The sequence below is a fragment of the Streptomyces sp. NPDC091280 genome (assembly GCF_044768565.1).
Lineage (GTDB): Bacteria > Actinomycetota > Actinomycetes > Streptomycetales > Streptomycetaceae > Streptomyces.
Genome location: NZ_JBIVUZ010000020.1, coordinates 82,173 through 97,031 on the forward strand (window position 1 = coordinate 82,173; position 14,859 = coordinate 97,031).

Here is a 14,859-nt window from a genome sequence, read left to right on the forward strand (position 1 = left end):
TGATAAGCCCGAGTGACCTGAGCCCTTCGGCGAGCATGGCTGAGTTCGCCTTCTTCAGGTGTCTCCAGTGTGGTGCTGACCCTCTGGTCCTCTTCCAGGATGAGCGAGGCCGGTACCACTACCGCAGTGAGGACCCCGATGGGGAGAACCCGCACACCGACGCCGTGCCCCTTGGGTACGTTGACGGGGTGCTGACGAGGTTCTGATCAAAGAAGCGCGGCTCTGGACAGCCAAAGAGTCCAGAACCGCGCTCCCATCCTAGAGCAACTCCAGCACGACGGGTACAGGCGTTCGGCAATGGTGTGTCGAGCGTCTTTCTCTTGTGGTTTCATACGCACATCACGGATACAGAAGGCAGGCATTAGAGATGGCTCAGAAGACCGTCGTTCTCCTCACCGACGACATCAGCGGCGGGGACGCAGACGAGACCGCCGTGTTCGGGCTCGACGGCAAGTCGTACGAGATCGACTTGAACACGAAGAACGCCAAGAAGCTGCGTGACCTCCTGGCCCCTTACATCGAGGCCGGACGCAAGACGGGCGGGAAGACTTCCTCTCGTGGGCGTGGAGCTGCGGCCCGTGGAGGCAGCGAGGACACCGCGCAGATCCGCGCCTGGGCGAAGGCGAACGGCTACGAGGTCAACGACCGAGGCCGCGTTCCTTCCAACATCCGCGAGGAGTACGCGAAGGCCAACGGCTGAGCCGTGCACTACAGCCGCAAGCCCTCTGACGGATGGCATGTCGTAGGGGTCGAAGGGCCAGAAGTCTATGAGCAGGAGTACCCGGGCGGCAGCGGAAGTCTGTGGCGGCTCTGGAAGGTGTATGCCCCTGCGCCTGACGACCCCTTCCCCCCTGGATGGCGGCTGGAGCGGCTAGACGATCCCGCTGGACCCGAGTTCCTGGGCAACGTGGATGCAGGGATCATCCGTAGGGCGGATGAGTACATGTGGCATCTGTGCCGCGAGGAGTCCTGAAACGCAGAAATGCCCCCCGGCCGTAGCCGGGGGGCATTTCATCTCTCACCCGAGGTAGACCCCTCTACCTCAGTTCTTGGGCTGTCAGGCCGTGAAAGGCGACTGGACAGCAGGGGCCGGCGCCGTGGGCGCCGACTCGGCGGGCGCGTCGACAGCAGTGTGCTTCTCCTGGAGGCGCTCGATCTCGGCAAGCGCCAGCTGGCCGGCCTCGGCCAGGGCCCATGCGGCGGCTGTCTTGGTGTCCGCCTTCCGCTGCGCGACCTCACCAAGGCCGAGAAGTGCGGCGGCGGCTCCCACCAGGGCTTCCCACGGGACGCCAGGGAACCGGGCCACCAGGACGGGCGCCATCGAACCGAGCAGACCGACCAGGCGGACAGCATGGCGGGCAATGAATTCCTTCATGGAAGACTCCTAGGGGGGTCACTTGCAGCTGGGCTTGGTGCTGGCCTTCGGAGTCGCCTTGGCAGACGCCTTCTTCGTCGGCTTCTTGGTCGGCTTCGCGCTGGTCTTGCTCGCAGCAGGCTTCTTCGTCGCAGTGGGCGACGGCTTCGCCGGGACGTTGATCGTCTGGCCGGGCTGGATCAGATCCGGGTTCTTGACGCTCGGGTTGGCCGTGAGAAGAGCCGCGAGGGTCACACCAGCAGCCGCAGCGATGGAGCCGAGCGTCATGCCGGACTTCACGACCACGGCCTTCAGGCCGGTCGAGGGCTTCGGCTTCGACGCCGAGCTGACCGGCCCGGACGCCTTCGCGGCGTAGTGGAAGCCGGACTTGCCCTTCAGCGCCGGGTCCGCGGTGGTCACTCCCTCGGGGAACTTCGGCAGGCCATAGCCGAAGGTGTTCGCATCACGCCGGGCCCGCTTGCGCAGGTAGACGCCGTCACCTTCCGGGGAACCGGTGAGATTGGTGTTTCCCTCAACCGTGTAGATATAGGCCGAATCGTAGGCATAGACGATTCCGGTGTGTGTCGAGCCGTTCGGTCCGAACAGGACCTGAGCGCCGATCGCAGGGTATTCCGAGAAACGGCCCTTCGACCGGAACCAGTCAAGTGCGTTGGCACAGGAAGCAGTTCGAGGAAATAGATCCGTGTTACCGGACTTGAGCGCGGCCCAGGAGACGAAGACCGCGCACCAGGCATATCCGCCAGCGTCGACCCACGCGAGGCCGGGCACCTGCCCGGCGTACTTCTCGCGGTTGTTCCAGTGGCCGTTGCTGAAGCCTTCCTTGTAGCCGACCTCTGCCTTCGCTATGCGAATCAGCTCTGCGGCACCACTCATGAGATCCCCCTTCAGGGCATGGAAAAGGGCCGCCGACGCGGCCCGGAGTTGAGTCTCTTGATCAGTTGCGGTTGATCTAGGCGCTAGCGGTATCCCTCGCTAGTCGGCTGGCTCTCCGCTACAGTTGCGACGTGATGGGCAGTCAAGGGGCCACGGCTGGGGGGCGGATGAACGGATGAGCAGTGGCAACTGGGTGAACGCGATCACCGCCGTGTCTGCGGGGGGAGTGGTCGTCGTCGTAGCGGAGATCATCCTTCGAAGCGCCCGCGATGCCGTCAGGCGTATCGCGCATTTCGAGGTTAGTGATGACTGGAGTTCTTTCACAGTCACTATTAAGCGTTCTCCCGGTACGCGCGAGAAGGAAGTCAAGGCCTCAGAAGCAGACGCTGAGGATTTCTTGCGGAAATACGTCGAATCAAAAGAAGGCGTCATCCGCTCACGAGAGAGTGCCCCTCGCGCCGAGGTGGAGAGTGACTGAGACTGTTTCCGCTAACGGTGAAGGAAGCGCGCCAAAGCCCCCAGCCCGTAAGAGTGGTACCCCGCGTAAGGCTCCCAGTCGACGAACTCAGAAGGCTGCTGCTGCGGGTGGCGGTCTTGGTGGAACGCTAATGCTTTCCCTGTCCCACCAAGTTCCTCAGGACAGCATCTGGGCGAGTCTTCTTATGTGGGCGTCTCCAGGTGTCGCTGCGATTTCTGGCGCCTTGCTACCTCTTCTGAAGGTGGAGGGTGCGCGATGGGGCGTCCAGATCAAGGTGTGGCGCTCTAGGCGTGTGCTGGAGAAAATGATTAAGCGGCCGGATGTTTCTGAAGAACGCAAGGACGAAGTCCGGCTACTGCTGGACGAGGAACATAAGATGCGGGTTGCTGACGAGGCTGCGCGAATAAGAGAGGCATATAACGGACGGTTGACTTCATAGGGCGGCGATTCGCTCAGGATCGAGGGACAGCAAGATCTGAACGAGCCGCTTGTTCTCGTCCTCGATCCGAGTTAGTCGCTCCTTGATTTCCGTTAGATCCTCCATGAGTCGGTCGGCCCGCGCTTTCTGCGCTTCCGCCTCCTCTTTCCAAACCCGAGCTGTATTGAGTCGCCACGCGGCCTTCGTCATAACGAGGGCCGCGATAGCGGTGGCACCCATTCCCGCGTAAGCGAAGAGGGCCTGAAAATCCATGGGTTCTCCTCAGGCGGGGGCGATGGTGGTAACCGTCCCGCTGCTGCCCTTCCACTTGAGGGCGCCGGCCGAGGCGAAGAGGATGCCTCCGCCGCTCGGGCTGGTCGTCGGGGCGGTGGTCGCGTTCTTCATGCTGATGACCGCGCCGGCGCTGCCGCCGAGGTCTGCGGTGGTCGCGCCGAGCTGGAGCGGGGCCGGGAAGTAGTGGGTGCCGCGTGAGATCGGGTTGCCGGTGGCGGTGATCTCGAACTGGACGGCTCCGTTGGCGTCCTTGAACAGGACCAGGCTCGCGGTCGCGGTCGAGGACGCGGAGATGACCTCAAGGGCCACGGTCGAGACGTCGTTCTGCTGGACGAAGACGCGGCCCGCGTGGGCCGCTCCGTCGACGGACAGGACGTCGGCCACCAGGTTGTTGGTCATCAGCCCGCCGGGCTGGAGCGAGGCCGTACCGGGTCCAAGGCTGGAAACCTGGTAGTTGTATCCGGATACGCCCTTCTTGGCGACTTCGGCAGTGGTGATGCCTTCCAAATAGTTGGGGAGGCCGTATCCATAAACGTTGGCATCGGACCTCTTGCGCTTACGGAAATAGACGCCGTCACCCTCGGTCGAACCGTTGTCGTTCGTATTTCCTTCGATCGTCCAAATGTAGGTCGCGTCATACGCGTAGACGATTCCAGTGTGGTCCTGGCCGCTCGTGCCGTACATCACCTGTGCCCCGACAGCGGGGTACCAGGACCAGCGGCCGGCGCTGGTGAACCACGTAACTGCGGCCGAGCAATCGGCAGTTCGCGGGAACAGACCAGCGACACCAGCTCTCATTGCGACCCAACTCGTGAAGACGGCACACCAGGACTGGCCATTGGCCCAGCTGAGGCCGGGCACTTCGGCCGCGTACTTGGTGGCGTTGGTCCAGCCGCCTTCTACGTATCCCTCGTGGTAGCCAACCTGGCTCTTGGCCACGGCTATTACCTGCGGCATCTGGGGGTTTCCCATAGTTCCTCCTAAGTCAGCTCGAAAGGAGCGAAGAGATCACTCCTGCGACGTAGGAGTGGCCGGTGTCCGACATGAGATAGGCGTCGGTTCCGGTGGCACCAGGGGTCGCCGGGTTGGCCCAATACCCCAGTGAGTTCCAGTAGTTCCACGAATTTCGGCCGATTCCCCAGAAGTCGATGAGTGCGGCTTCGAAGGAGACCGCCAGGCCGTGAGCCCGGTTGATGAAGTCCTGATAGCGCTGGTTGGAGAAGTCGGCCTGGCCGATGTGCGGGACGACAAAGACGATGTCCGTTGCGCCGACAGCAGTGCCGCCGTCGCGGACGTACGAGAGGTGCTGACGGACGTTGGACGCCCATACGTCCGCGTCGTTGCCGTTGATGATGTCGTCCGGGCTGATGGAGTAAATCACCACGTCTGCGGGGTAGTTGGGGCCTGCGCTCCAGCCCAGCTTCAGCGGGGAGACGTACTGAGCGGCCGACGCGTTGCGCTTGCCGAAGTTGTTGACCACCACACCGGTTGCGTTCTCGCCCGCGACGCCGCAGACGGCGAGGTACTGGGTACCGGTCGTTCCGGTGTGGGTCAGCTTGACCGTGTGGGTCCCGCTGGACAGGCCCGTGATCGTCTTCGTGAGCACGGCCAGACCCGTCGTCGCTGTGTCGGTCACGGCAACGGCGGTGGCGCCGTCGATGCTGTACGTCCAGGGCGAGTGAGAGCCGTCCGCGCCGAGGGTGTAGATGGTGACGCTCGTGCCCTTCACGGTGAAGGTGAGCGTGTTGCCGTTGGTCGAGCTGTAGAGGTAGCCCGCTCCGGGGCCGGCCTGGTAGCCGCCGAGGTTCCATGTGCCGGTCTGGGTGACGAGGCCGCCCGAAGCGGTCCACTGCGTCAGGGCGGTGGAGTCGATGCCGCCGATGCCCTGGGTGCTGAAGAGCGCGCTGTAGAAGCCGCTGCCTCCGTCTCCGTAGGTGCTCTGGAGGTTGGTGGCCAGGACGCCGGGCCAGGACTTCGTGAACATGTTGGAGGCGTAGAAGCCCGCGGCCGTCGATCCGCCGATGACGGCGACGGTCGCCTTACCGGTTCCTGCCTTCGCGGCATCGCGCTTCGGACGCCAGAACTCGCCCCAGCTCGGGGGCACCCTGAGACCCTTCGAAGCGTTCTGCAGCGCGTTCGCGGTGGCCGCCCAACCGGCCACGCTGGTCTTGAGGAAGGCGCCGTCCGCATACGCGCGGTCCCCGTGTGGGTCGGTCGCGGTGAGGTGGGCGTCAAGCCGGTCCCCGACGGTCACGGAGACCAGGGCGACCTTGCCACCCCCGAAGTCGACCCAGACACGTTCGAATCCATCGGGGCCGAAAAAGGTGCCGACGTATCCGTTGGCGTCGGCCTGGAGCTGAGTGAGCGGGGCGCCGCTCGCGTCGGTGAGGTCGGTCAGCTGAGTGGCCCCGGCGGAAGGACCGTCCCAGACGGTTCCCACTGCGTTCGCCACCCGGGCGCCGGTCGCGTCTTCGGCTACAGAGTCGGCGGTGCCTCCGAACAGTTGTCGTGCCACTAGCGGCCTCCTAATTAGTTACCGAAGGCGCTCGCTTCGAGCACGCCGGAAATCGTGAGCTGGGAGCGAGGCGGGATCGCCCGCAGAAGGTCAAGGCCCTCGGCCAAGTTCGTGGGGTTCGGCGCCCACAGGTACATGACCGACTGGGCTGAGCTGGACTGGTTGACGACCGCGGTGATGTCCACGGAGTTCGGGAGTCCGCCGTTGTAGTAGGGGTTCGACAGGCGGCCCTTGAAGACCTGGCCGGTGGATGCGGCTGCGGTGCGGGGCAGGGTGATGCCCATGCCGGCCGTGCCGGTGCGGACGGGGCCGGTGTCCTCGTAGTCGTTCGTGAGGGACACGGAGAAGTAGAGGACGCCCGGAGAGATCCAGCGCCAGCGGCCGACCTTGTTCGCGTCGGGCACGTCGCCGGTGTTGTTGACCAGGGTCGGGGTGTAGGTGCGGGGCTTCCCGAGGTCGCGCGTCACCACGGTGCCGTCTCGGCCGACGAAGTACTCGGTCTGTGTGTCGGTGTTGTTGTTGTCCATGTCGACGAGGAATGTTCCGACCTGCTGAAACTGAGCAGCCTGGCTGACGTTCCATGGAGCAGCCTGAGTCTCCGGGAAGTCGAAGGGCATGACGTTGATCAGCGTGAGGGCGCCGCTGTTGGCCGGCACGTTCACGACGTGGAGCGTCATCTCCCACACGCCGCCGTAGGCCTTGGTGGGGGACGGCCACTTCGGAGAGGCGGCGGGCTGGCCTTGGACTACCTTCAGGTTCACCGAGCCGGCCGACATGTCCGCACGCAGGACGATCAGGTCACAGCGTCCGGTGGTCCCGGTGTTGGCTGCGATGGTGACCGTCTGTGTAGAGGTGAGCTGGTAGAAGAAGCCGCCCACGAGAGCCCTGCCGGGGGCGATGGAAACCGTGGTGCCGTTGACCACCTGGGCGTAGAAGGGGAGGTCCGACGCGGCGAGGCTCGCGGTGTTCAGCCGGTAGTCGACTCGGTCCTTGCCGAACTGGCGGGCCATGTACTGCCATTGCTGTTGGGACACCATCTGCGATCCGCCACCAGCGCTATCGGCGGTAAATGGGTAACTGATTTCGTTTGCCATTACATCCTCGCCTCTAGCCTGCGCAACTTCTCACGCATATCGAAAACTGTTTTGTACAAGTTGAGGGGATTACTCGATCCCTGCTCTCCGATCGAAGGAGACACGGTTTGTGTCTGTCCGCCCTGGTCCACGGTGATGGAGACCTCGCGCACGATGTCTGTGTATTCGGTCCCGTCCACGCTGACGGTGACGAGATCCCCAACGAAGTAGTCGCGCCCGAACTTGATGTGCGGGGTGTCGATCGGATAGAGCTGGAAATTGCCGTTCTTCGCCCCGGTGGTAAGGGCCTCGGTGGCTGCGTCCAATACGGCCTGTTTGGCAGTGGTGAATGCGTCGTCCGTCACCGACAGGTCTGCCTTGATGGGTAGTCCGGTCGTCGGGTCCGCTTTGATGGGGAGATCCCGCCGGTCAAGGAACTGCTCGATCTGAAGTCCCCACTCGGCTTCGGAATCGCTGTCGATCTGCTGGTACATGTACCGGTTCTTTCCGGTGCCCTGGCAGGCGACAATGACCCGGGTGACGGTCGGTGCCGTCAGAGCCCAGGTGAATTCCCGGAGGTTGCCCAGTTCCCGGCTGAACCGGACGTCCTTGGAGAGGTCGCGCGGGCTGAACAGGTGGAGACTGATCAGCTTGGTGTTCGGATCCCACACAAAGCGGTAGCCGGTGGTCGTGGTGTCGATCCAGGATTCGAGCTTTGTGCCGATGACGTCCCACTGCAAATTGTCGGAGACGGTACTCCCGAATGTCACATCGCTGCCGATGACTACCCCGGACACCTTGCGGTTGGCGAGGGCGCCGGAACCGAGGGCCTGATTCAGCTCGGACCAGACGAGGTGACCAGCCGGGCCGGAAACAGTGCGGGTGTCGTCGGTCGTGTTCCACTGCTGGGTTGCCGACTTGGACGGGTCGGGAAAGGCGAGACGGCTGTAGGCAAGTTTGTTGTCGCACTTCCCGCCGAAGTAGAGAGACCCGAGCGAGGTGTGTTGATCGTTGGTCCAGTAGTGCTGAAAGCTCTCGATCTGGCCCGTGAGAATGGGGAAGTCGACGTCATCCTGATAGATGGCGACCCCGCCCCCTTTCTGGAGAAGGTCCGCCTGTGGCGTTCCTGCCTCGACAAGGATTTGCCAAGAGCCCTGCTGGCAGTACCGGACTACGAGGTCCATCGAGATCCAGGTGTCAATCACGCCAATCCGATTGAGTGCAGCGTCGCGCACCTCCACTCGATAACCCATGAACACCTCATGTCAGTAAGTCGCGTAGCGAGGGAAAAGCGTCATCGTCACGGTGGGCGTTCCGCTGCCGGAGACGAGAGTCGCTTGGGCGGTCGAGGTGCCAGGGGGCACCGACCAGAGGGAAGGACTGGCCGACATCGACGGGAAATAATTCGTTCCCTGGTCGTCGGTGATGGTCTTGTATCCGGGACGGCAGTCCACGGTGAGGGTCCGGCCGTTGGCCAGGACGTCAGCCCCGCCGGCCGCTGCGGGGATGCCCCAGCTGGTTCCGTCCGGGCCGGTAAAGGTGAAGCTCTTCAGCGGGCCGGTGATCGTCCACACCGGCCAGGCTTCGATGTCGCCCGTGTTGGTCACGGTGAGCGTGCCGGTGGAGAGCGTCCCCTTGCCCAGCTTGACCGGGAGGAAGGGGTTGCCGAGGAACGGCTGAGCCGAGCCGAAAGACCAGCTGGCAGCTATCTCCGTGTCTCCGTAGAACCACGGGTCCGTCGCGGTCAGCTGGATCCCATAGGAGATCCATTTGAAGCCCGCGGAGTCGGCGGCTTCGTTTCCTTCCATGCCGCCTGCGTAGTAGCACTGGAGGCGCCGGGGGATTCCGTTCGACTCCACGAAGGTCAAGATGCAATATCCCAGCTTGGGATTGAGAGCGTTGGCCAGCTTCCGCTTGAATCTGCGCAGTGTCTTGCGGTCGATTCCGTAGACGAAGACGGGCAAGAGTATCTGCCTGGCTGCGGCCCTGGCTCCTCGATACATCGATCCGTCGAGGTTCGGTGAGTCATCGGTGTGCAGCTCGAAGGGAGGCATATCGAGGCCCGTTGCTCCGGGCTGGATCATCATGGCCGGCCATGCGGCGGACAGAAAGCCGGTCAGGGGGATTTCCTCCCCCTGACCGTTGTTGCCTCTGATCGACACGTATGTGTTCTGCCAATCCTCCGGGACCGGAACCATCGGCTGTTGTAGAAAGCCGCCGTTTACCGGGACTACTGGCCTTGCGGGAATCGGCATTGAGCACTCCTGTCGATTACATGGCGGCCATCACCTCTGCGTACTGCATCGCTCGGAGCACAGCCTGAGTCGTGTTCTCGGACTTGGCTTCATGAATGTGGATCTCGTAGCGATTCCCCATCATTTCCGCCGTCTGTCGAGCGTTGTAGACACGCTCACCGCCACCGAAATTCACCAGCTCGGGACCCTTCTCGCCCACGAGGGCCATTCCAGGAGAAGCCGCGAGAGTACCGGTCCAGTACCCCTTCACCTTGCTTACCTTGGTGGTCTTCGTGGTCTTGCCGCCGACCGTCCTTTCGGTGGTCGTGGTCGTGGTTCCCTTTGCCGGGTCGGTGACCGTGGTGGTTACGGTGGTCACCTGTCGGCCCTTGGAATCCGTCGAATACGACGTGGTGACCCTTGTCGTCTTCTTCTTTCCGGTGGACCCGCCACCCTTGACCGACTGGGATTCCCCGGTGAGCCAGGTGAGAAGCGCTGCCAGCCCCGAGTCAACGGGAGTCTTCGAGGTGAAGTGCAGCTTCTTCTTGAGGGTCTTGGTGATCTCGTCGGCCAGGCCCTCGATCTGCTTCTTGAGCTTGTTGTCCTTGGCGGTCAGGCCATCGACCAAACTCTGAGCAGCCTTCTTCCCGGCGGAGTAGTACGAGCCAGCCACCGACTTCCCGAGGGAATCCGAGGCAGAGCCGATGGCCGCGTACGTCTTGTTCAGGTCGGAGACCTGGGACGAGGTGGCGTTCAGCAGCTCCTTCGCCATGGCGCCGCCCTCTTCAGGGCCGGCCTGGGCAATCTCGCTGATGATGTCCTTCGAGAAGCCGCGCTTCACCAGCGTGGAGACGTTCGACTGGAAGGTCTTGATGGCCGCCAGGCGCTCGTGCAGACCGGAGATCGCCGAAGCGGTTGACACCCCGTCCGTGTTGAAGATGGACGAGAGCGAGCGCTCTTCCTTCGACTTGTCCGAGATGGACGACGCCATGTCGGCCTCGTCCTTCTTGACTGCTGCCAGCTTGGCGTTCGCATCCTTCAACTTCGGCGCGATGTCGGCGCGTTGCTTCACGAGGGACTGGAGCTGCTTGTTCTCCTTGTCCAGCCACTTGTTCAGCGAGTTCGCCGATCCCGAGCCGATCCGCCCGGAGGTGAACGCCTTGGTGATGATCTCGTACAGCTTCTTGACCGCGCTGTTGAGACTGGACACGCCTTTCTCGGCGTCCGCAGCAACACCCGTGGTCCTGGTCCCGGTGCCGGTGGCGTAGCCCCTGAGCACCTTGACCGTGGCGAGCATGCTGTCCCGGTTGTTGAGGACCGTCTCCCCGCCACCGAAGTGCACCAATTCCGGGCCTGCTTCGCCGACCCACGCCCAGCCGCGAGCCGCGCCGGTCGTGCCGGTCGCGTAGCCCTTCGTGCCTGCGAGGGCCTGCGTCCAGTTGGAGCCGTACCGGTGAACCGCGTAGTTCAGACCTGCGTAGATCGAGGCCAACGGGTCGTAGATGCCGCGCTTGAGGTACGGGCCGGCATACGCCCGGAAGGTCGATCCGATGGTCTGCATGAGACCGCGCGAGGGATCGCCGGCCTTGGCGTTGCTGTCCCAGTTGTTGATGGCCTTGGGGTTGCCTCCCGACTCCACGCCGATCCTGTGCAGGACCAGGGGGAGGTTCGAGGAGGAGAGCCCGAGCTGGGCCAGGACCATCTTGACCTGAGGGGTCCAGCGGGAGACCGCGGAACCGGTGCCCGGAGTGCTCAGCTGGCCGTCGACCAGCTGTGACACGTCCGGCTTCTTGGCGGTCAGGTGATCGCCGCTGAAGTCGAACAGGCCCTCGGTGTTGGGGAGTGAATCCTTCGCGGTCGAGTACAGGTCGGAGACGACCTGGCCCGCGTAGTCCATCGGGCTGGTGAAGATGCTTCCCAGCGACTTCACCATGTCGATCGTGCCGTCGTATTCGGCCTTGCTCAGCTCCCACAGACCGGTGATCGAGTCCTCGACGGTCCCGACCGGATCAGTGAGCAGCGCCTTCGCTCCGGAGAACAGGCTCTTCACCGAGTCCCAGATGCCGCCGAACAGATTTTCGACAACGCCTGTCAGGGTCTTTGTGGAGAAGAGGTCATCCAGGTAGGCGGTGCCTCGCTGAAGGACGTTCCCCTGACCCTTCCATACGTCGTCCCAGAAATACTCTCCGGTGATGGGGGTCAGGGCTCCGCCGAGAATGCCGATGACCTGCGACCAGCCATCGGGGATCGGCAGCTTCTTGAGGATCTTCCACGAGTCCTTCGTCGTGAAGTCGAACATCCCCTTGAACTTCTCGGCCAGGTCCGAGCCGACGAAGTGAGAGCCCGCGGTGCCCGATCCCACGACACCGCTCTGAACATCGCCGCCCAGCTTGCGCGACGAGCTGTCCATGGTCATCGTGGCGAACGCGCTGAGCGCGTCCGGACCGATGTTGAAGGTCTTCGCTGCGTCGATGAGCTGGTTGAGGCCGAGCTTGCCGACGATGCCACCCTTGGCGAACTTCCGGGACAGCTTGCCGCGAGCGGCCATGCTGTTCCACGAATTGATTCGTTCGGCACCGAGTGCGTGAGTGACCTCCGGACGGAGAACCGCCTCACCCGGCGACAGGATGGCCGGCACGTTGTCCACGCCGGGCGCGTAGCCCGGGATGATGCCGCCCTTGGCGTGCTTCTTCGGCTTGCTGGTCTTCGACGAACCGCCATCGCCCTTGTGCTTGGCGATGTGGTCGAGCGTGAGGTTCAGGGCCTCGGCTTTGCCTGCGGTCTCCTCCAACTCCTTGCCGAGGGTCTTGACCTCCTTGGTCACGCCGTTGAGGTTCTTGCCGCTCAGCGTGTGGATGTCGCCCGTGAGCGTCGAGACCTTGCGGATCGTCTTGTCCGCAGCGTCCGTGACGTCCTTGAACTGGTCGCGCAGCTTCTTCAGTGACTTGCCGTTGAGCGTCTTGACGGCCGAACTCGCGTTATCTGTAGACGAGTTGAGTCCGGTGGCCTTTGACGTGCTGCTGCTGATCTGGTCCCGGAGTGCTCTGAGCTTCTCCTTGTCCAGGTCGCGGACCGCCCTGGCGGCCTTGTCCGTCGCCTTCTGGGCCTTCTGCGCTGCGGCCTGGACGCTGGTGTCCTTGCCCGCGGCCTCCTTGGCCACCTTGTCGAGGTTCTGCCGGTTGAGGTCGTTGATCTTGCGCTTCAGGTCGGCGATCGAGTCCTTGGCCTTGCGCATCGCCTCCTCGTACTGGGTGGCGTTGAGGCGCAACGTTTCCTCTTGGGAGTTGTTGCCTCGGATGCGGTCGACCGCGCGCTGACGGAGATTGCGCTCATCGCCGTTGTTGTAGGCCGCACGCTGACCCCGGTAGCCGTTGAGGAAGCCCGTCCCGTTGGCACTGGACGACAGGCCGGCCATCACCTGACCGACGATCTTGCCGCCACCCATCAGGCCCTTGACGACAGCTCCGCCCACCGAGACGAGCGGAGAGAACAACTTGACGATCTTGCCGAAGATCTTGCCCGTCGCGCCGAGAGCGAGCGCGACCGGAGCAACGACAGCAGCGAGCTTGCCGAACTCCTTGATGGCCTTGACCACTTCGGGGTGCTTGTCCAGCTCATCGGCGATCTTCTTGACCCAGTCGATGAACCGGGTTGTCCCCTCCACGAAGCCGGACATGAGCTGCGGGACGGCACCGTTGCCGTGCTCGCCCATGAGGTCGGAGCCGATGCCGGCGACCTTGTTGAGAAGACCGCCCTGCCACTCGTTGTGGACCTTGCCGTCCTGGCCCTTGACCTGGACGCGCTTGCCCATGATGGCCGCGCCGAGCCCGGTGTATTCCAGCTCACCCGTCTTCGGGTCGAACGTCTGGAACATCTTGCGGAGGTTCTGCTGAGCAGTCTCCTTCATGTTCGAGATGCGGCTACCGAAGGTCGCGGTACCGAGCCGTTCCGCAGAGCCCTGGATCGTCTTGTCCGGCTTGGCACCGGGGACGTTGGTCTTCCCCTCCCAGTAGCCCAGGAGGTTCTTCACCATGTCCTGACCGCGAACGCCGCCCGTGGTCTTGGCGTTCGCCATCACTTCCATCATCTGAGCGGAAGCCGGGTAGATGTCTCCGGCCTTCGCGTGGAAGCCGGGGTTGACCTTCTTGAAGTCCTTGACCTGCTTGGCGGTGTACTTCGAGTCCGTGAACCCGAGGAGCTGGGCAAGCTCCTGCACCGGCATGTTGACCGCGTACTCCAACTGCTTGGTGTCGCGCAGCGAGACGCGGTCAGCGTCCATGAGCTTTTCCATGGCGTAGTAGCCGCGCTGGACCATGGACGAGTCGGTGATGCCGCCTCGCGCAGCGAGGTCACCGATCATCTGCACGATGTTCTGGGCCTCGGTGGAGACCTCTTCGGAGCCCTTCGCGTGCTTCGTCGGGTCGGAGCTGGTGAAGTTCTTGTTGTGGGCCCCGATCGCACGGGAGAACCGGGCACCGTAGGTGAGCATGTCGCCGACCGCGTACGGGGTTTGCAGGCCGTACGTCGTCAGGTTGTTCATGAGGTCGTTGGCGTCCTGGAGCGCCATGCCCATGTTCTTCAGCGACGTCTGCGTGTTCTGGAAGTTGTCGGCGGCCTTGAGGCCCCAGACCGTGAGCGCGGAGCCAGCAGCAGCCATCGGCGTGACGACGCTCGTCATCAGCGTGCGACCCAGCTCCGAAGCGGTGGACCCGACCTTTTCGATCTCGCCGCCCACCTTCTTCCAGCGGGAAGCCATGGTGGCGGTGTTGCGCGTGGTCAGGGAGGTGACCTGAGCGAGGCTGGAACGGGCGTTGGCCAGGTTCAGCGCGGCCGTCTGAGCGGAAGCGGTCTGGATGGCCAGCTCGCCTTCGAGGCGAGCGCGCTCCCGCATCCTCTCCAGCTGCATTTGCTCAAGAAGCTGGGACTTCACCTGCTCGAAGGTGCGGGTGTAAGCGACCTGCGCCTTCTTCGCAGCGGTGGTCTTCTCCGTCGCCTCGACCTGGGCACCGCGGATTGCTGCCTGCTGTGCCTCGCGCTGAGCGGCAGCGACCTTGCGGATCTCGGCCTGTTCCAGCTCAGCCCAGCGCTTCGTCTCGTTGATCTGGGTGAGGGTCAGCTTCTTCTTGCCGGCCTGCATACCGGCGAGCTGGGTCTTGTAGGCGTCGGCGACCTCAGTGCCGTACTTGATCTCAAGGTCCCGAGCGTTGAGCGCGATCCGCTCCTTGGCCCGCGCGGCGGTCTGCTTCGCCGCCGTCTTGCGCTTCTCGCTCGCCAGCTCGGCCTTCTCGACCTCGGCGAGGGCCTGGAGGAGGAGAGCAGACTCCGTCTGGCTGAGCTTCTTCCGGGCCTTGATGGTGTCGGCGTTGATGGCCAGGCGCGCCTTCGCCTGGTCCCCGTAGTTCTTGGTGACCCACTCTTCGAGCTGGACCTGAAGGCGGGCGTACGCCTTCGTCACATCCGACTGGCGCTTGTAGGTGGCCTTGACCTTCTCCTCGAAAGACGCCAGCTGTCGCGCAAGCTGATCCTGGTCCATCTGAGGATTGATCTCGATGAACGCGTTACCGACCTTGACGCCCGTGGGAATGGTGGACATCTCGCC

At 63.5% G+C, this 14,859-nt stretch carries 11 protein-coding genes; 2 read left to right on the plus strand and 9 right to left on the minus strand.

The annotated features are described in order from the left end of the window. Positions 1-367 precede the first annotated feature (367 nt). Positions 368-700 (plus strand): Lsr2 family protein, encoded by a 333-nt coding sequence (locus ACIQPR_RS43610; RefSeq protein WP_403661373.1) that lies wholly within the window; start codon positions 368-370, stop codon positions 698-700. Positions 701-1,057: 357 nt separating this feature from the next. On the opposite strand, the gene ACIQPR_RS43615 is transcribed toward ACIQPR_RS43610, so the two are convergent. Both ACIQPR_RS43615 and ACIQPR_RS43620 read right to left on the minus strand, forming a co-directional pair. After that, positions 1,058-1,375 (minus strand): hypothetical protein, encoded by a 318-nt coding sequence (locus tag ACIQPR_RS43615; RefSeq protein ID WP_403661376.1) that lies wholly within the window; start codon positions 1,373-1,375, stop codon positions 1,058-1,060. 18 nt (positions 1,376-1,393) lie between these two features. After that, positions 1,394-2,248, minus strand: a complete 855-nt coding sequence (locus ACIQPR_RS43620; RefSeq protein WP_403661379.1) for a LysM peptidoglycan-binding domain-containing protein — start codon at positions 2,246-2,248, stop codon at positions 1,394-1,396. Between the two features lie 175 nt (positions 2,249-2,423). On the opposite strand from ACIQPR_RS43620, the gene ACIQPR_RS43625 reads away from it, so the two are divergent. Further along, positions 2,424-2,726: a hypothetical protein gene (locus ACIQPR_RS43625; protein WP_403661382.1), complete on the plus strand. Its 303-nt coding sequence runs from the start codon at positions 2,424-2,426 to the stop codon at positions 2,724-2,726. Positions 2,727-3,159: 433 nt separating this feature from the next. Here the strand turns inward: ACIQPR_RS43625 and ACIQPR_RS43630 are convergent, their stop codons facing one another. Genes ACIQPR_RS43630 through ACIQPR_RS43660 form a run of 7 tightly spaced genes read right to left on the minus strand, consistent with a single transcriptional unit; the run spans position 3,160 to position 14,853 of the window. Beyond that, positions 3,160-3,417, minus strand: coding sequence for a hypothetical protein (locus ACIQPR_RS43630; RefSeq protein WP_403661385.1), 258 nt, complete (start codon positions 3,415-3,417; stop codon positions 3,160-3,162). A 9-nt stretch (positions 3,418-3,426) separates the two neighbouring features. Further along, complete coding sequence (locus ACIQPR_RS43635) at positions 3,427-4,410, minus strand: CHAP domain-containing protein (protein ID WP_403661388.1); 984 nt, start codon at positions 4,408-4,410, stop codon at positions 3,427-3,429. Positions 4,411-4,423: 13 nt separating this feature from the next. After that, positions 4,424-5,953: a hypothetical protein gene (locus ACIQPR_RS43640; RefSeq protein WP_403661390.1), complete on the minus strand. Its 1,530-nt coding sequence runs from the start codon at positions 5,951-5,953 to the stop codon at positions 4,424-4,426. Between the two features lie 14 nt (positions 5,954-5,967). Further along, entirely contained in the window at positions 5,968-7,047 is a 1,080-nt protein-coding gene (locus ACIQPR_RS43645) for a hypothetical protein (protein ID WP_403661393.1), read from the minus strand. Next, positions 7,047-8,279 carry a siphovirus ReqiPepy6 Gp37-like family protein gene (locus ACIQPR_RS43650; protein WP_403661396.1) on the minus strand — a complete coding sequence of 411 codons (1,233 nt, stop codon included), beginning with the start codon at positions 8,277-8,279 and terminating at the stop codon, positions 7,047-7,049. The genes ACIQPR_RS43645 and ACIQPR_RS43650 overlap by 1 nt, the downstream gene beginning before the upstream one ends. A gap of 12 nt (positions 8,280-8,291) precedes the next feature. Next, the gene (locus ACIQPR_RS43655) at positions 8,292-9,281 is read right to left on the minus strand and encodes a phage tail domain-containing protein (protein ID WP_403661399.1); all 990 of its coding nucleotides are present in this window, start codon (positions 9,279-9,281) and stop codon (positions 8,292-8,294) included. Between the two features lie 16 nt (positions 9,282-9,297). Further along, on the minus strand, positions 9,298-14,853 hold the full coding sequence (locus tag ACIQPR_RS43660; RefSeq protein WP_403661402.1) for a transglycosylase SLT domain-containing protein: 5,556 nt from the start codon (positions 14,851-14,853) through the stop codon (positions 9,298-9,300). Positions 14,854-14,859: the final 6 nt, after the last annotated feature.

Bases quoted from the DNA above. Each gene is read 5' to 3' on its own strand.
- ACIQPR_RS43625 (WP_403661382.1), top strand. From the start codon at position 2,424: ATGAGCAGTGGCAACTGGGTGAACGCGATCACCGCCGTGTCTGCGGGG.
- ACIQPR_RS43630 (WP_403661385.1), bottom strand. From the start codon at position 3,417: ATGGATTTTCAGGCCCTCTTCGCTTACGCGGGAATGGGTGCCACCGCT.
- ACIQPR_RS43660 (WP_403661402.1), bottom strand. From the start codon at position 14,853: ATGTCCACCATTCCCACGGGCGTCAAGGTCGGTAACGCGTTCATCGAG.
- ACIQPR_RS43635 (WP_403661388.1), bottom strand. From the start codon at position 4,410: ATGGGAAACCCCCAGATGCCGCAGGTAATAGCCGTGGCCAAGAGCCAG.
- ACIQPR_RS43610 (WP_403661373.1), top strand. From the start codon at position 368: ATGGCTCAGAAGACCGTCGTTCTCCTCACCGACGACATCAGCGGCGGG.
- ACIQPR_RS43620 (WP_403661379.1), bottom strand. From the start codon at position 2,248: ATGAGTGGTGCCGCAGAGCTGATTCGCATAGCGAAGGCAGAGGTCGGC.
- ACIQPR_RS43655 (WP_403661399.1), bottom strand. From the start codon at position 9,281: ATGCCGATTCCCGCAAGGCCAGTAGTCCCGGTAAACGGCGGCTTTCTA.
- ACIQPR_RS43615 (WP_403661376.1), bottom strand. From the start codon at position 1,375: ATGAAGGAATTCATTGCCCGCCATGCTGTCCGCCTGGTCGGTCTGCTC.
- ACIQPR_RS43645 (WP_403661393.1), bottom strand. From the start codon at position 7,047: ATGGCAAACGAAATCAGTTACCCATTTACCGCCGATAGCGCTGGTGGC.
- ACIQPR_RS43650 (WP_403661396.1), bottom strand. From the start codon at position 8,279: ATGGGTTATCGAGTGGAGGTGCGCGACGCTGCACTCAATCGGATTGGC.